General features: G+C 54.7%; 14 protein-coding genes and 1 pseudogene. 5 read left to right on the top strand and 10 right to left on the bottom strand.

The genetic code is table 11. The features are described from left to right. Position 1: 1 nt before the first annotated feature. The 10 genes and pseudogenes from BG841_RS14255 to BG841_RS14205 all read right to left on the bottom strand — a co-directional run bounded on the left by BG841_RS14255 (position 2) and on the right by BG841_RS14205 (position 14259). The gene (locus BG841_RS14255; protein ID WP_070058255.1) at positions 2–880 is read right to left on the bottom strand and encodes an ABC transporter permease; all 879 of its coding nucleotides are present in this window, start codon (positions 878–880) and stop codon (positions 2–4) included. Positions 881–933: 53 nt separating this feature from the next. Beyond that, positions 934–1950: an ABC transporter permease gene (locus BG841_RS14250; RefSeq protein WP_070058254.1), complete on the bottom strand. Its 1017-nt coding sequence runs from the start codon at positions 1948–1950 to the stop codon at positions 934–936. Positions 1951–2037: 87 nt separating this feature from the next. Further along, positions 2038–3567, bottom strand: coding sequence for an ABC transporter substrate-binding protein (locus BG841_RS14245; RefSeq protein ID WP_070058253.1), 1530 nt, complete (start codon positions 3565–3567; stop codon positions 2038–2040). 196 nt (positions 3568–3763) lie between these two features. Further along, on the bottom strand, positions 3764–5251 hold the full coding sequence (locus BG841_RS14240) for a sigma-54 interaction domain-containing protein (protein ID WP_070058252.1): 1488 nt from the start codon (positions 5249–5251) through the stop codon (positions 3764–3766). Positions 5252–5447: 196 nt separating this feature from the next. Continuing rightward, positions 5448–6002: pseudogene (locus BG841_RS14235) on the bottom strand (carbohydrate kinase family protein); the annotation flags it as partial. Positions 6003–6120: 118 nt separating this feature from the next. Next, complete coding sequence (locus BG841_RS14230) at positions 6121–7275, bottom strand: M20 aminoacylase family protein (RefSeq protein ID WP_070058250.1); 1155 nt, start codon at positions 7273–7275, stop codon at positions 6121–6123. Positions 7276–7478: 203 nt separating this feature from the next. Beyond that, positions 7479–9017 carry an aldehyde dehydrogenase family protein gene (locus BG841_RS16600; protein ID WP_074454365.1) on the bottom strand — a complete coding sequence of 513 codons (1539 nt, stop codon included), beginning with the start codon at positions 9015–9017 and terminating at the stop codon, positions 7479–7481. 3 nt (positions 9018–9020) lie between these two features. Beyond that, complete coding sequence (locus BG841_RS14220; RefSeq protein ID WP_070058853.1) at positions 9021–9899, bottom strand: NAD(P)-dependent oxidoreductase; 879 nt, start codon at positions 9897–9899, stop codon at positions 9021–9023. 1607 nt (positions 9900–11506) lie between these two features. Next, complete coding sequence (locus BG841_RS14210) at positions 11507–12496, bottom strand: phage portal protein (protein ID WP_070058247.1); 990 nt, start codon at positions 12494–12496, stop codon at positions 11507–11509. After that, the gene (locus BG841_RS14205) at positions 12496–14259 is read right to left on the bottom strand and encodes a terminase large subunit domain-containing protein (protein ID WP_070058246.1); all 1764 of its coding nucleotides are present in this window, start codon (positions 14257–14259) and stop codon (positions 12496–12498) included. Before BG841_RS14205 ends, BG841_RS14210 begins: the two co-directional genes overlap by 1 nt. Before the next feature lie 158 nt (positions 14260–14417). Between BG841_RS14205 and BG841_RS14200 the strand changes: the two genes are divergently transcribed. The 5 genes from BG841_RS14200 to BG841_RS14180 all read left to right on the top strand — a co-directional run bounded on the left by BG841_RS14200 (position 14418) and on the right by BG841_RS14180 (position 17697). Continuing rightward, the gene (locus BG841_RS14200) at positions 14418–15233 is read left to right on the top strand and encodes a GPO family capsid scaffolding protein (protein ID WP_070058245.1); all 816 of its coding nucleotides are present in this window, start codon (positions 14418–14420) and stop codon (positions 15231–15233) included. 13 nt (positions 15234–15246) lie between these two features. Beyond that, complete coding sequence (locus tag BG841_RS14195) at positions 15247–16251, top strand: phage major capsid protein, P2 family (protein WP_070058244.1); 1005 nt, start codon at positions 15247–15249, stop codon at positions 16249–16251. A 10-nt stretch (positions 16252–16261) separates the two neighbouring features. Next, the gene (gpM, locus tag BG841_RS14190) at positions 16262–16924 is read left to right on the top strand and encodes a phage terminase small subunit (protein ID WP_070058243.1); all 663 of its coding nucleotides are present in this window, start codon (positions 16262–16264) and stop codon (positions 16922–16924) included. A gap of 102 nt (positions 16925–17026) precedes the next feature. Next, entirely contained in the window at positions 17027–17491 is a 465-nt protein-coding gene (locus BG841_RS14185; RefSeq protein WP_070058242.1) for a head completion/stabilization protein, read from the top strand. Beyond that, positions 17491–17697, top strand: a complete 207-nt coding sequence (locus tag BG841_RS14180; RefSeq protein ID WP_070058241.1) for a tail protein X — start codon at positions 17491–17493, stop codon at positions 17695–17697. Before BG841_RS14185 ends, BG841_RS14180 begins: the two co-directional genes overlap by 1 nt. The last annotated feature ends 11 nt before the right edge of the window (positions 17698–17708 follow it).

Below are 17708 nucleotides of genomic sequence, written 5' to 3'. Positions count from 1 at the left end.
TTTATACCCCCCGTGCCCTGGGATCGAGAATGTCGCGCAGTCCGTCGCCAATCAGGTTAACCGCCAGCACTGTGATAAAGATCGCCAACCCCGGAAAGGCGGCCGTCCACCAGAAGTCGAGAAATTTGGACCGGGACAACGCCACCATCAAACCCCACTCGATGGTCGGCGGTTTGGCACCGATGCCGATAAAGCTGAGCGAAGCGGCCGCCAGAATGGTGTAACCAAAATCCATCGATGCCTGAACAAGCGCCGGCGTCCAGGCGTTGGGCAAAATATGCCGCACCAGGATCTTCAGCTGGCTGATGCGCATGGTTCTGGCCGCACTGACAAACAGCTGGGATCGAATCGACATGACCGCGCCGCGCATGATGCGGGCATACCAGGGAAACCAGGATATCGCCAGAGCCAGCATGGCGTTGACCAGACTCGGCCCCAGGGCAGCAGTGATGGCAATGGGTAGCAACAGCGGCGGGAAGGCCAGGAACACATCGGTCACGCGCATCAGCACCATATCCAGCCGGCCACCAAAATAGCCTGACAACAGGCCGATGGGCACGCCAATGGCCATGGCGATGAGGATCACATTAAAGCCGATGATCAGCGACGTGCGTGCGCCATAAATCACCCGCGACAAAATGTCCCGGCCGAGATCGTCCGTGCCCATCCAGTGAGTCCAACTGGGGGGATCCAGTTTCACCGCGAAATTGATGGCATTTGGGTCGTAGGGGGCCAGCCAGGGGGCGAACAAGGCAGTCAGTAGAATGAGGCCGAACAGCCCCGCACCGAACACAAAAAGCTTGTTGCGGACCGAGAACCCGACCGCCAATGCTCCACGGGTTGGTGCGCTGGGCAGATTAACTGGGGCCGATCTGCTCATACCGAGGCTGGTGGCGCCTGGTGGCCTGGATTCGCCGGCTGTGTTTGGTGTGTTCATGGCAGTTCCAGCCGTGGGTCAACCAGGTGATACAGCAGGTCGATCACAAGATTCATGGACAGGTAAATCACTGCCAGCAGCAGGGTCACGCCCATGACCGCCGGAAAATCGTTGCGGGTGATACCGCCCACTGCATACCCCCCCATTCCGGGCCAGTCAAAGATGAACTCAACCACCACTGAGCCGCCCAGCATGTAGCCATAGGCAAGACCGATTACGGTTAATAGTGGAATAAGGGTCGCTTTGAGCGCGTACCTGTAATAGATCCTGCGACGGCTGACGCCATAGGCCTGCAAGGTGCGAATGTGGTCCTGCTGGAGAACTTCGACCATGGTGTTGCGCGTGATGCGGGTCACCACCGCGATCGACGCCATCACCAGCGTGAACACCGGCAGGACCAGATGCAGAACTGCGCTTTTGAAGGCAGGCCACTGTCCCGCCAACAGAGTGTCCACCAGATAAAGCCCGGTACGCTGGGCAAAGGGGTAGTCCAGCGCAATCTCGGCATTGATCCGCCCCTGCAAGGGAAACCAACCAAGTTGCCCATAAAACAGCATTTGCAACAGCATGGCGATCAGAAATACCGGCAATGCCATGCCGGCGATGGAGCCCGAACGCACCAAATGATCCGACAAGGTGTTCTGGCGCACCGCTGACACCACCCCCAGAGGAATGCCCATAACGACCACCAGAAGCAGGGCAATTGTGGTCAGCTCAAAAGTTGCGCCAAAACGATTGAACAGGTCACTGGTGACGGGCTGTCCGGTATGGAGACTGGTTCCCAAATCCCCCTGAGCCAGCCCTTTCAGGTAAACCATAAACTGCATCGCTATGGGTTTATCCAGACCAAGTTCGGTCCGCACCGCTTCAATCTGCTCCGGCGACGGGCGGTGCCCAAGCATCATCTCGACCGGCGAACCGGGCAGGATGCGGCTGAGCACAAAGGTCAGCATCAATACGCCCAGCAAAATGACCAGCATCTGGGCCAAACGCTGAATCAGATAGATTTTCATGACGTTTTCCTGCTAGCAAGGTTCGGATCAAGCGGTTCTGCGAAACACCGGTGAGGGTCACCCCGGTGTCTCCTCACCGGTCAGGGATCATTGCTCGTAGAGGTCATAAAAGAACACCGCGTTGTAGGCCGGATTTTCGGTTACCCCGCCCACCTTGGAGGCGCGGGCAATCCGTGATTGAATGTCAGCGTAAAAAATTGCCACCGCATCTTCCGTGAGAATGCGCTGGGCCTGTTTGTAGTTTTCGATGGCTGCTTCCCGGTCCACCCCTTCCAGCGCTGCGCCTTTGGTGACCAGCCGGTCATACTCCGGGTTGGTGTAGTGCGACAAATTGAACAGCGTATTTTGTTCAGTTCGGAACATCCCGATCAGCCAGTCGCTGGGTGTGGGATAGGTTGGCCACCAGGTCATGGATTGCAGGTTCGGAGCCGTATTCAAGTTTTTGGCGCGGTTCCAGATCACCCCCCATTCGCCCGGCAACAGTTCAACCTCAAGGCCAATTTGTGCGGCGTGGGCCTGGAACAGCAGCGCCGCATTTTTGTAGGCCTCGTCGGTGCCAATGTACGCCATGCTCACTTTCCAGTCGGATTTTGGCACCCCGGACGCCTGCAACAACTCGGCCGCGCGCAGAGGATCAAATGCGACGGTGCCCAGGTCATTGTTATGACCCCACATGGTTTTTGGAATCGGGCCCACAGCAACCGAAGCGTAGCCGTCATACACTTGATTGACCACGGTTTCATAATCCCAGAGGTGGGTGAGCGCCTGACGGAATTGTTTGTTATCAGTGGGATATTTCTGAGTGTTGATCAGAAACTGGGAGTTTTTCCAGGAAGGCACAGCGTAAGCGCTGAGACCCTCTTCTGCGTTTACCCGTTTAACGATGTCCGCCGGAACCAGGGATATGAAATCGGCTTCACCGGACAATAACATCTGCACCTGGGTGGCGTTCTCGGTAACCACCCGCAGGATCACCCGGTCGTATTGGTTGGCGTCCCAGCCTCGCCAGTAGTGCTCATTGGCTTCCAGTACAACTTGTTGGTTTTGTGACCATTGGCGGACTTCATAGGGGCCCGTGCCAACCGCATTTCCCCGGTTAAACCATTCGCTTCCTTTTGCAGCGGCCGTGGGTGAGTAGATATAGGAACCGTATTGCGAGGAGGCAATCAGATCGATGGGCTGAGGCGTTTTGGTGGTGATCACCAGCTCCAAGGGAGCCGGCGCTTCAATCGTCTGGACACTCTCCCAGATGTACCAGGCCCCCTGTTTCATCGCTCGGGTGCGGTCCAGCGACGCTTTTGCCGCTTCCGCAGTGAACGGCGTGCCATCGTGAAACCTCACTCCGTCGCGCAGTTGGAAAGTCCAGCGCAGGCCGTCATCGGAAACCGTCCATTCAGTGGCCAATGCCGGCGTGAACTGGCCCTCTTGAGCATTTGGGTTGTACCACAGCAGTGGTTCGTACACGTTTGCCAGCATCAAGACCTCCAGCGAGAATGCAATTGCCGGATCCCAATCCTTGATGTCGCCATACATGGCATAGGTAAGTGTGCGGGCCTGGGTTACTGTGAACGACAGACTCAGGATTAATCCCAACAACAGGATTTGGCAGGCTCTCATAGCGGGTTCTCCGGTTTTTTATTCTGAGCAACAGGCTTCGGTTAATGCGGATGGATCGCCGAGCCCCCGTAATACTCCGACTGCAGCAAGGGTCGTGCCAGCGAGCATTGGGGATTTTTTCAATTAAAATACAACAAGTTAAATCAAATCAGATATCCGTCGTTTTATTCAGGTCTGAATAATCAGGAAAATCCATTCAGTTCGGAATATCCGGGCTGCCAACCTTCAATCCGTGTCTTCTAAGCATCCGCGCCACCGTGGATTGGGACACTCCCAGCGCCTTGGCAATGTCCACCTGCCGGGTGTATTGGAGACACGCCGATTTGAGGTATTGGTATTCAAATTGTTTCAGTGCAATCTCAAACGGTTGTATAGGGGCCGCCTCATGAGACAGGATCAGCCCTTCGGTAACCTGGCCCGGCAGATCACTGACCTGAATGCACGCCCTGGTCGCCAGGACAAACACCCGCTCCAGTATATTTTCCAACTCTCGAATATTTCCGGGGTAGTGGTAGCGGCATAGTACGTCGAGCGCGTCACTGGACAGCGTGCGACTAAGCCCGTAGCGGTCGGACAAGCGTTTGAGGCTCAACCGGGCAAGAGCAGGCAGATCCTCGAGACGGTCCCGCAGGGGTGGCAGGGCTATCGGCAGCACATTTAGACGAAACAACAGATCCTCACGAAACGCCTTCCGGCGTACCTGTTCGTGCAGGTCCTGGTTGGTGGCCACAATCAAACGCACGTTGACCTCACGCACCTTGGTGTCCCCCACCCGGATAAAACTTTGGGTATCGAGAAACGTGAGCAATTTCACCTGTAAATCCATGCTGAACGAATCAACTTCGTCCAGCAGCAAGGTTCCACCGTCTGCGGCCTCGATCAATCCAGGCTTTCCGCCTGCTTTTGCACCGCTGAAGGCACCGTCGGCGTACCCGAACAGTTCCGCTTCGAGCAATCCTGCCGGTATTGCACCGCAGTTAAGCGACAGGAAAGGCTTGTTCTTGCGATCCGAAGATTTGTGAATAAACCCGGCAATCATGCTTTTTCCGGTTCCGGTCTCACCGGTCAGCAAAACCGTGGAGTCGAAATTGGCCACCCGCAAACACGTATCCAGTACCCGCTGCATCGGGCCGCTGTTCGCGACAAGGTTGTCGCTGCCACATCGCTCAATGGATAACGCGGTGAGTTCCGACTGGAATTTTTCCTGAATGCTCCTCGCGCGATAAATCTGCTCCCGCAACGCGTTCAGTTCGGTCAAATCACGCTCAGTGCCAACGACCAGGCTGACTTCACCACGGTCGTCAAACACGGGTACGCCATGAACCAGCAGCGTCCGACCGGAGCGCACTTTCTGTATAATCGCACTGGGTTTGCGAGTTCTCAGTACCTGATGGGTAACGTCGCGATCGTAATTGCCCTGCCCGAGCAATTGATCAACGGTTTTTCCGCATACCAGATGACGCTGTATGTCGTTCAACTGTTCACAGGCTGAATTGACCCAGACCAGCGTCTCATTGGCATCGCACACCCAGACGCCATCTGTCATTGCTTCCAGAATCTGAAATACCAGATCCAGAGTGACCGGCTGGTTGAGGAATTCAAGGCGGCGGTTTATTGGTGCGGCGGCGGGCCTGTCGGCCTGGGATTGCCGTACCTGATTGGCGGGGGGAGCACGGTGAGGCATAAGTACCTTTCTTATAATAATTAGCGGGGCCAGCTTTACGACCCAGTATAGAACCTATCGCAAAATCCGACAGTCTAATCCTGACAGTGGCCCACACCTTAGGGGTTCAAAGGCACCCACCACAGGTTTCACGTTAACCGCGTTCCCCGGAATCCAGTTCGGAGTTTAAAGGTCGGGCTGAGCCTCCCCTGCGCCATCAATAAGTATGCTTCCCGTTTGGCGACGGCGGTGTCATTTCGGACAATTCATGTGCCCATGGCGGATTGGCACCGGATCTGGAGACATTTATGGACGCTACCTGAGCCCCAAATTTCAGAACACCTTCCACGACACTTGCAGTGACGTTTTCGATGCCTGCTTTGCTGAGCACACCGGCACCTGACAGCGCCGCGAGCACCCCGGCATTGAACGTATCACCTGCCCCAACTGTGTCCACCACATGGGCCTTGTATGCGGGCACGGCAACCAGCTCTTCTTTTCCAAATATGGCAGTTGCCCCGTCTTTACCGCGCGTCAGGATAACCATTTCCGGACCTTTAAGGCGCAGCTCCTTGGCCTTTTCTATCAGTGAAAGAGGCCCTGGCACAATCCAGTCCAGATCTTCGTCGGAAACTTTCAGAATGTCGCAGGCTGCAAGCAAGCTGTCTAACCGTGTCCGGTAGCGGTCAACATCCCGGATGAAACTTTGCCGGATGTTCGGGTCGACCATAACCACTTTGTCGAGTGATGCGCGTTTTGCCAGGTCAATGTAAAAGTCACAGCAGGCATTGTGCTTGTTGTATTCATTGTATCTGTTGTATTCACGGCGATATTCCTTATTATTTTAAACACTACAATTACGCCACCATACTTTCATATGGCGCCTGGGGCTATTTTGGAAGCTGTGATTCCACCAAGGACACCCACACTTTAATACCGACCTCAATCGCACTGTCATTGAAGTCATAACGGGCATTATGTAAAGGCTTTGAAGGGGTCTGTTCATCAACGCCAAGCCAAAAGTAAGCCCCTTTAGTCTTCTGACTCATAAACGAAAAGTCTTCAGATGCCATGGAAGGCTCGACATCAGTATTGACTTTATCTGCACCCAGCGCCTTGACAGCCGCACCCTTAATGGCCTGATAAGCTTGCTGATCATTAGTGGTGACAGGGTAGCCTAGCTGATAATCAATCTCACCGGAGACGCCGTAGAGAGGCGGCAAGGAGGTTACCATCTCGGTCAACATGTCCTGCATGGATTGGCGAACATCCATATCAAAGCTGCGAACTGTGCCTTTCAGAATAGCGCGCTCGGGGATGACGTTCGTCGCGTCACCGCTATTCATCTGAGTGACGCTAATCACACCAGGGCGCAGCGGGGATATTCGGCGCGAGACAATGGACTGAATATTGGTGATCAAAGCCGCCCCAGCGGCTATAGGATCGGCCCCAAGGTGCGGCATGGCAGCGTGCGTGCCTTTGCCCGTCAAAGTAATTTCAAATGTATCAAAAGATGCCATCATGGGACCGTTGTTGACAGCAATCTCGCCCAGTGGAAGTCCTGGCCAGTTATGCAGCCCATAAACTTCGTCCATCGGAAATTTCTCGAATAGCCCATCATCGATCATCTCTTTTGCACCGCCTAACATTTCTTCTGCGGGCTGAAAGATAAAGTGGACAGTGCCATTGAAATTCCTGTTTTCGCTCAGGTGTTTCGCCACCCCCAGCATGATTGAGGTATGGCCATCATGACCACAGGCATGCATGCAATTGGCATGTGTAGATTTATGCGCAAAATTGTTCTGTTCTTCTATTGGCAGGGCGTCCATATCAGCCCGTAATCCGATAGTAGGCCCTTCGCCATTTCTGAGAGTGCCGACCACCCCGGTGCCGCCCAGGCCTTTATGCACGTCGATACCGAAGGACTCAAGCTTCTGGACAATAAATGCCGAGGTTTTAAATTCATTGAATCCAAGCTCAGGCTGACTGTGTATTAGCTTACGCCACTCTGTGACGTCTGCTAACAGTTCTTGACTTATTAACACTTACTTTCTCCTTTGACATAAACGGGTAGCACAGTGACATACCGACCTATTCTTTTCACATTTCAACCCGTAAACATAAACCAATAGCTTAAAAACTTAAACCAACCACCCAAACAAGATATATAAAGTTATAAAAAAGCACTGTTAGTCATCTAGTTAAAAAGGCCTAATACTCAACCTTTAAACTCTCTTAACCAAAGGTATTACTGGATTGAATAACCAAACTGAATAGCAGGATTTTTTGCTGTTTCGATCCATACACTTTTAGTCTGTGTATATTCGAGTAAACCTTGGTAGCCACTGGACCGGCCATAGCCGCTCTCACCAAAGCCACCAAACGGCGACATTACATTGATTGCCTTGTAGCTATTCACCCAGAAGGTTCCCGCATTTATTTGAGCGGCCATCCGATGAGCACGGCCTACATCTGCAGTCCAAACAGCGCCCGCCAAACCAAACCGGCTGTCATTGGCTAATGCCACAGCTTCTTCTTCATCACTGAATGAAATGACAGAAACAACGGGGCCAAAGATTTCTTCCTGTGCTACTCGCGTATTATTTTTCACATTGGCCAATACTGTTGGCAGATAAAAGTAGCCATGTTCTCCTCCACCAATTTCAGCGGGCTTTCCGCCTGCGGCAACAACTGCACCTTCAGCAATACCGTCAGAAACTAACGAGCGCACGTGATTAAACTGTTTCTGGTTATTAATCGGCCCCACCATCACGCTTTCATTCCATGGCAATCCAACGGGCAACTTACGGGCGGCCGAGGCAACACGCTCCACTACTTCTTTATAGATATCACGATGAACCAATAAACGGGCACCCGATACGCAACTCTGTCCAGCAGCAGAAAAAACAGCAGCCTGCGCACCCACTACCGCACGATCAAGGTCAGCATCAGGAAAAATAATATTGGCTGACTTTCCACCCAACTCTAATACGCAAGGGATTACCCGTTGTGCAGATAAGGAAGCAATGACAGCACCGGTCTGGGGTGAACCTACAAAAACCACTTTTTTAGTAGCCGGATGAGTAATTGCGGCAGTACCTGTCGTGTGCCCCAGCCCATTTATTACATTCACCAAACCACGCGGGATACCTGCTTGCTCCAGAAGTTTAGCGAGCACGGTTGAACTGAGTGGGGTTAATTCAGAGGGCTTCAGTAAGACTGCATTGCCTGCACAAATGGCCGGCGCGATCTGCCAGCCTCCGGTAAATACAGGTGCATTCCAGGGCGTGATCTGGGTCACCACGCCATAAGGCTCATGACGAGTGTAGTTTAAATGACTTGTTGGTATGGGAATCACTTGTCCCATAATTTTGTCACACCAGCCGGCATAATATGCAAACATATCAGCAACTTTTGCCACCTCAACCCGGCAATCGCGAATCGGCTTACCTGCAGATATACATTCAAGACGTGCCAAAGACTCCGCGGCTGCACGTATTTCCATGCCGCACTTCCACATCAATTGACCTCTTGCAGTGGCGGTCATGGACCACCACACTTTCTGAGCATTTACAGCCGCATCTGCCGCTGCAGCAACGATGCCTTCCCCCGCATCACGATAGGTCAAAAATACCTGACCGGTCGCTGGGTTAATCAGCTCGACATCGTCTCCATTACCGGCAACCAGTTCGCCATCAATCAAGCTGCCAAACTCTGACGTACCCAGCAGTTCATTAAGTAATATTGCAACTTGCTGCTCCCCATTTCCTTCCACTTCAAAACCCATAACCTATTCTCCCAAGCCGGCATGCTTAACAATGCAATTAAAATCAGCCTGGTCAGGTATGCTTTCTTCGCTCTGCGACCAGATTTCGGCTACCTGTTCTGCCAAAGGCAACTCCAACCCCATCTCACTGATCATATTTTGTGCCAAACGCACATCTTTACGCATCAGCTGCATAGTGAAACCGGAATCAAAGCCTTTATTGAGAATCCAACGAGGGAAGTTAACTTCACTGACCGCACTACGACCTGAACCCGCGTTCAATCCGGCAATAAGGTCGGCAGGATCGAGCCCTGCCTTGGTGCCCAGAGCGACTGCTTCGGCGGTGCTCACTAGATGTGCAGCACATAGCAGGTTGTTTATCAGTTTTGCCGCATGACCGTTGCCAGACTTCCCCATGTAGACCACGTCTGAACTCAAGGCGTCCAGATACAACTGCGCACGCTCAAGGGAGCTACGTTTACCTCCAACAACCATCACCATAGTACCGGCTGCAGCACCCGCCGGGCCGCCACTGACAGGGCAGTCCAACAGCTGGTGGCCTAACTGACCAAGTTCTATCGAGAGTGCCCGGGTTACCTCTGGTTCTGAGGTAGAAGTGTCAATAATCAGGGTGTTAGGCTGAGCGTGGTCAATAATGCCACCTTCGCCTTTGACAACTGCCTGGACATGCTTTGCCATTGGCAAAGAGAGAATGATGACACCGGCTTCAGCACACAGAGCGTTGATATCCACAACGACATTCACGCCGATTTCTCTGGCGGCTTGGCGTGGTGCTTCTCCTATGTCCGTGCCGACCACGTTAAAACCTTTGCGGAGTAAAGACTGAGCCATACCGTTGCCCATACGGCCTAGCCCGACGATACCTACAGTTTTTTTAGTCATGCCTGCCCCGTTTTTTATATTTATTTTCAGGTTCATTCTGGCAAATTAACCATTAATAAGAACCACAACAAAAAACCTTTTGTGTTCTAAAAAAGGCAACGCCAACGTAAGCAATGGGATAAACCCAAGAGCAAGGCAGGTACGCCCGCCAAACGTGGCTTGATGCAATCAACCCAACATCGGGTGTCTCGTTTGCCTGGCTCGTGAACCTGCTAAGCTTCTGAGAATTCTCGGAGTGCGTGGGTTTGCCACATCGAATCGGAGAGCTGTCAATAAAAAATTTGGTTACGTTCATGCAATATTATAGAGAGTATCTCGGATGTAAGACCCGGATGGTTAACGCGAGTGCATGCACTGCTCGGTATGAGTCGACTCACCCACCGATAGTGCTGGATAATGAATAACGCGGGAGACCGAACGATGACAGCGGAAGAACTGATCGCACGAGTGAAAGCTTTACCACCGGCGGCGCCTGTTTTGGTAGGGGCTACGAAACAGGTTACGCCGACATTGCCGGATTGACGTCGCGGAAGGTCATCCGATACCGAAATGCTCAGGCTACGCGATTTGCGCGAAAAGGGTCTGACTGATGAATGTCTGTCACAGGAGGGGAGTAATAGCAAAAGCAGTCACGAGCGGAAGGAATGCTGAAACACTCAATCGTTGTCGCCATCAAAACGCCGACTATGGAGTCGATTCTTAAGCGAAGGGAATACAAGAGGAAATTGGAGGCGCGGGCCGGAATCGAACCGGCGTACACGGAGTTGCAGGACGCCTTCACCGCAGCATCATTACCCTTGCACATCAAACACTTACCCATTTTAATCACAGCGGGTCACCGCTCATAGTCGCACTCGCCAGCCCTTTACTATCAATAAGATACGATAGCGATGTCGGCATTAATTCCCGCCCTAAGCCCTGCCAGATCCCCTCTAATGCCTCAGCATGCCTGCCATAACCGCAGCAAAGCCACGGCAACCACAGAGGTTTTAACGTGGAGTGAACTCAGCCATTACTGTTGATATGAGTGTGACTGTATTTGCGTGTGTATATACGCGTGTGTGCGGGTGCGTTAGGGGGCTGGCTCAGAATGTGAGGGGGGCTCGGAAAAGTGTAACAAGTGTAACAAGCGTAACAGTAAATAATAAATCTATATAAATCATGCTCTTATAATCGTTAGTATCGGCAAGTAATGTGTAACTAATGTGTAACGCTGTTACAGTTTTAAAAGTAACATATTCATTTATAAAATCCCTTTAAAATCAACGATGTGACGTTTCTGTTACTGCTCGTTACACTTTGACTGTAACAGGCAAACCCAGCAATGGCGGGGCCTACAGAGGCTTTTTTCCTCGTGTTGCAGTTGTTGCACTTTTCCGAGCACCCCCCGCAGCTACAGACCGGCCCCGAGCAAATATCAATGACTTACGAGCTTTCGGGCAGTTTTCCGCGTTTAAATCATGTGTTGATAAAGGCAGACCTATAGAAACGATCCGGAGGCGGGGGGGATTTCGCGCCGTGGTGCTCCGCTGCCCTGGCCGGACTGCAGGATCTGCAGGCACAAAAAAGCCCGCACTGGGCGGGCAAAGGCTGACGCTATTCGGTGGTCACGACCCTGGCAGATTCTCACCTAGGGTGTAGGGTTTAAACTTCAGGACTTCCCGTCCCGCGATGTCGTTCATTTCCAGCATTCGTTCTTGCAGGGGCTCCAGCTCGTTGGCGGCAAACACTCGCGCCGCTTTCTCTGCATCTCCGAACCCGCTGGAGTTGGTGGGGATGATACCCATCAACTGTGGCGGCACTCGATGTCCGGCCAGCTGGTCGTCACGGGTGGCGTTTTTGATGTTCCAGAAATCATCTTTGGCGGCTACCTCGCTGACCGGTATTACCTGCAGCCCATCCTTTTTGCCATTCGGCGCGTACATGAACAGGTTCTTGAAGTTGCCCGGGCCCTTGCTGTTTCGCAGCGCGGTGCGCAGCTCATCGATGTCGCCTTGCTGCTGGGCCGCATCGGTCATGTACATGATGAAGCCTGCATGGCTGCCGTTCTGATAGTACCTTCTTCTGAACAGGGTGGCGCTTTCGTTCAGCCAGGTGCTTTGCAAAGAGCCGAGATAATCGGGAACGCCATACAGCTCCTGGTCAAGATCGGGCTCCATCAGGTGGATGATGCTTCCGGCTTTAAACTCTTCTGGCTGCAGCCAGTTGTGCACCCACCAGTAGGAGCCCTCTTTCAGTCCGCGCCGACAGTACTTGGCCAGCACTGGCTTGATCTTCACCAGCCCGCCCATTCTATTTTCCAGCATTTCCCCGTACAGGTTGCCGAACACCAGGTAGTCCAGCGCCATGCGGGAGAAGTCTTGCCGGCTCAGGTACTTGGTGGGTTGGAATGTTTTCACCAATATGTTGCGCTTCACCTGCAATGCGCTGCCGTGGTGCGCGGTTGCCCGGTAAGATTTGGACAGGGCCCCCAGGTCGATCGGCGGTTCGTAGTAATCCTGCCCAGCCATCCAGCAGCCGGTATACAGCATTTCGTACCGGTCCATCACCGGGGTCGGCTCGCCAAAGGTGAACGCTTCAAAACTGCCATTGCTCATCAGTAAATCTCCATCATGCTGCCGCCGTGTTGCGTCGGGCCTTCTAGGGGTTCATTCGCCAGGGCGTGCATAATTGCCCAGGCAATATCGGAGTGACCAACATCGCCACCGCGCCCGGCGGCGTAGGTTATATTCTTTTGGGAGTCCGTCATCACGCGCCGGATCGCCATGAAGCTTTGCGCAATATCGGTGTCGCCCGAATCAAACTGCAGTCGGCCACGATCAATCAGGTTCTGGGTTTTTAGTACCAGCCGCGCTTTCACGTCCAGCGAATAGTGAAACCGAGTAACGGCCGGGAAGAACTTCTCGACGAGCTCAGCGACCGCCTCACCCAGGCCTGTCGAGTCGATGCCGATAAACTCGACGTTATAGCGGTGCGTCAGTTTGCGAATCTCTTCGGCCTGCTGCTCATAGTCCAGCCCACGCAGGCGTATCTTTTCGATAACGCGATGCGGCTTGGCGACTGACTTGGAAGGCGATATCACCGCGAGTCCCGCGCCGTCGCTATTCTCGCCGGATCCAGACGGGTCATAACCGATCCACACCGGGCTATTGCCCAGCGGCCGGTCGGTATACGGCTTCAGGTCGCGCCATGCAATCCAGCTGTCGACCATGCACTGCTGCAGTTTCACCAAGGGGAACACGGCATGGGTGTCGTCAACAAACTGGCACATCAGCAGGTTGGCAAACTCATCATCGGAGAATTCCAGCCGTAGCTGGTCAATGTCGAACAGGTCGCACCCGCCGGCCATCGCGTCTTCAATCGTGACGATTTGACGCCACTGGCCATCCTCACATGCCAGGCCCCCGGCCAATGCCGCGTGCGAGGTGTCCACGATGATCCGCTTGTCTTTTGCCCGCCGCCGGTTGAACAGGTCGCCGGTCCAGAACGGGTGCGCATCGTGGGTGATGGCCGATGGCGTCGAAAAGTAGGTCTGGCTCCACTTCTTGTGCATGGCCATTCCAGACGCCACTTTCCGGAACTGCTGGAAGTCGTGGATCCAGAAATACTCATCCATGTACAAATCGCCGTGGTAACCCTGCGCCGTGCGGGCGTTGGTGCCGAGGAAATACAAAGTGGCACCGTTGGGCAAAACGAGCGGGTCGCCTTTCAGCTCCACGTCGCAAGTGTCTTTGATGAACTGCACGATGTACTGCCGGAAAATATGCGCCTGGGCCTTGGACGCACTGAGAAAGATTTTGTTTTTGCCAGTGTGAAAGGCATCGACAATCGCTTCGCGGGCAAAGTACCAGGTGGCACCGATCTGCCGGCTTTTCAGAATGTTCCTGATGCGATGGGTCAGTCCCGCCACTTTCCACGCGTGCTGGTAATCGAACAGGGACTCTTCAAACGCGCTGGTGATCAGCTCCAGACCTTCTTCACCAATGTCGTTCTTCGCTTTGCGAGGCGCTTTGTTGCGCTCGATGATGTTCGGGTTCAGGTCAGACTCGCGGCCGGTGTCGCTGTACTTGTGCACCCTGGCCAGGCGTTCAATCTGGCGCCCCAGCAGATCAATCTCTTTGAAGTCCTTGCCCTCTTTCTCATCCTTGAAGATGAGCCGCACCATGCGCGCTTCAAGGGAGCTTTCCACCCGCTGAATGGGCCCGGCGTCGTCCCAGTTAAACCGCTTTTTCCACGCGTGGAACAGCTGGGTGCTGATCCCCAGGCGCTCACAAATGCGCACGGCTCGCCACCCCATCCAGTACAGGGTGCGAGCCTCGACGAAATGTTCTCTGTAATCCGACTCGACTGTTTTATCCATGCAGCCAGCGTAATGGCTACGCGCGCGGCAAAGGCGTGGTTTGTTTTGTGGGGAGCGACGGCACAACTGCCGATTGTTGGCATTGGGCGGCTGGGGCGTGAATCTGGTGCCACTGAAGAGAACCTACAGAATCGCCCACAAAGCACGGGAGTGGCAAGATGAAAAAGAAATTCCGAGTCGCGACAGAGGGAGCAACAACCGATGGTCGCGCCATCAGCCGGGTGTGGATTGAGCAGATGGCTGCCAATTTCAACCCCGCAACGTACGGCGCCCGTATCTGGCTTGAGCACTTTCGCGGCATGTTGCCAGACGGCCCGTTCAAGGCGTTCGGCGATGTTACCGCGCTGGAAGCCCGCGAAAATGCGGACGGAAAGCTGGAGCTCTACGCAGAGATCGATCCCACCGACGATCTGATTCAGATGTCGAAAGATCGCCAGAAGATCTACACCTCGATTGAAGTTGACCCCGATTTTGCCTCTTCCGGCGAAGCCTACATGGTTGGCCTGGCTGTCACCGACTCGCCCGCATCGCTGGGCACCGAGATGCTGCAGTTCAGCAGCGCCGCTGCGAACAGCCCGCTGACCGCCCGCAAGCAGCGTCCTGAAAACCTGTTCTCTGAAGCGCTGGAAGCCGAGCTGGACTTCGCTGAAGCTCCTGCCGACGACGCCGGAGCTGACACGCTGTTCACCAAAGTGAAGGCCCTGTTCACCAAGCACCGCGACACCAGCGCCGCCAAGTTCGGTGACTTTCGCGCCGACTTGGAGAAAACCCTCGAATTGTTCGTGACCGACGGGCAGCAGCTGCGCAGCTCGATGGATGAAATGCAAAGCGAGTACAGCCAGCTGAAGCAGGCGCACGACGCCCTGAAGCAAAGCTTTGACAGCTTGCAGGCCGAACTGGAAACCAGCCCCCACGATCACAGCCAACGCCAACCGGCGTCCGGCGGCGATAACACCATCCTGACCGACTGCTGAGGAACGCACCATCATGCGCACTGAATCACGAGTATTGTTTAACCAACTGCGGCAGCAGATTGCACAACTGAACGGCGTTGACAACCCGGCGGAAGCCTTCGCGGTTACCCCGTCCGTACAGCAAACGCTTGAAAACCGCATCCAAGAGTCCAGCGCTTTCCTACAGAGCATCAACCTGGTTGGCGTGGATGAGATCAAGGGCGAGAAAATCGGCCTGGGCGTTGGCAGCATTGCCGGCCGTACCGACGTATCGTCTAAAGACCGTACGCCCCGCGATGTCAGCGACCTGGGCAGCAACGGGTATGAGTGCTTCCTGACCGAGTTTGACACCGCGCTGCCCTACTCCAAAATTGACGCCTGGGCGAAGTTCCCCAACTTTCAAGCCCTGGTGCGTGATGCCATTATTCGCCAGCAGGCGCTTGACCGCATCATGATTGGCTTTAACGGCACCAGTGCCGCGGCCGAAACCAACCGCACCACCAACCCGTTTCTGCAGGATGTGAACATCGGCTGGCTGGAGCATTACCGCACCACCGCGCCCGAGCGGGTCATGGCCGAAGTCGTTGGCGCATCGGGCGAAGTGACGGTCGGCGCAGCCGGCGACTATAAGAACCTGGACGCCCTGGTTTACAACGCGGTCAACAACCTGATCGACCCTTGGCACCGTGAGAGCCCGGACCTGGTCGTGCTGATCGGCCGCACTCTGCTTGAAGACAAGTACTTCCCGTTGATTAACGAGAACCAGACGCCAAGCGAAAAGGCAGCAGCCGACCTGATTGTTTCTCAGAAGCGCATGGGCGGGCTCCAGGCGGTATCCGTGCCATTCATCCCTGCCGGAACTATCATGATCACCCCCCGTGACAACCTGTCCATTTATTACCAGACCGGATCGCGCCGCCGCCAGGTGATCGACAATCCACGCCGTAACCGCATTGAAAACTTCGAGTCTTCCAACGAAGCCTACGTGGTTGAAGATTTCGGTGCCGGCTGCGTGATTGAAAACATCAAGCCGGTGTAACGGAGGCATCATGACCAACCCAGCAAGAAAACACTTCTTGCGTGTCCGAGCCGCCCGCGAGGCGGCAACGGCTACGCCGGACCGCCCTCAGGGGCAGTCCCACGAATTGCACCGCATTTCCCTGGTGGAGGATGTTCGCGCCCTGCACGACATCCAAAGCATCGAGCGCAAGATTGAAGCGAAGCGCGACATGCTGCCGAGGTACGAAAGCTATGTTCAGGGCGTTCTGGAGGCCGGCACCGGCCAGCAGGATGACGTGCTGGTAACGCTGATGGTGTGGTACCTGGATATCGGCGACCTCAAAACCGGCCTGGACATTGCCGAGTACGCAATCCAGCACGGCATTGAAACACCCGACAAATACGCCCGCACCACGGCCACACTGGCCGCTGAGGAAGTCGCCGAATACGCCTTGCGCCAACTGAGCGATGAAAGCCCCAGCGACGACCTGCAAGAGCATATCTGCCGAGCGATTGAGCTGTTCGCCGACGCCGATATGCAAGACCAGGTAAAGGCCAAGCTGTTCAAGGCCCACGGCTATCTGTTGCGCCATCAGGGCAACGATGCTGACGCGCTAACGGCGCTGCAGCGGGCACTTGAGCTGAACGAGCGGGTGGGTGTTAAAAAAGACATTCAAACCATTGAGCGAAAATTGAAAGATTCCGGCGAGTAGCCGGACCCGAGTCGCACCCCGACGTCAGGCGGCACGGGGCCATGATCGGCGCTTATAGCGCTCTTTCTTCGGCCCCGTCCACCGCCTTCCACCGGAGGCAGTATGAGTTTAATTGCCGCAGGCGGCGCAACAGAAAATACCGCTGTTGTACCCAACGCCCCCTTCTTTCCCGATATCAATCTGGGTGAATTCCGAGACGCCATGCGCCTGGACAGCACGGTCACCGATGAACGGGCGCTGCACGCCCTGGAAGTGGCGGTTTTCGACGTGAATTCCCAGCTTTCCGGTTGGAGCCAAACGCTGATCGCCGATGGCATTGCCAATCTTGAGGGTGTACCTGTTCCGCCCTGGCAACCAAGTGGCGCGTTCAGTCGCCTGTACTTGCGGGCGGTGTGGAGCATGGCCAAGGCCAACCTGGTTGAGCGGTACCGCGATTATGACAGCACCAACGCAGGTCACGGCAAAGCCGATTCGATGGAACCCATCGCCGACGATTACCGCCGCGACGCCAGCTGGGCTATTGCCGATCTTACCGGCACCCGCCGCACGGTTGTGGAGCTGATCTGATGCGTGAGACCCGAGCCTTGCAGGGCGACACCGTGGACCTGATCTGCTACCGGCATTACGGCTACACCGACGGCGTCACCGAAGTGGTGCTGGAGGCGAACCCAGGCCTGGCCAAACACGGGCCAGTACTGCCCATGGGCACCAGGGTGCACTTGCCAGAAGTGGCCGCGCAACCCACGAAAACCAGCGTTCAACTATGGGACTGACCGGAGGCAGC

It is taken from the genome of Marinobacter sp. X15-166B (genome assembly GCF_001752365.1).
Taxonomy (GTDB): Bacteria; Pseudomonadota; Gammaproteobacteria; order Pseudomonadales; family Oleiphilaceae; genus Marinobacter.
The sequence above is the reverse complement of the archived record's forward strand: the minus strand, read 5'-3'. Positions and strand labels throughout refer to the sequence as shown.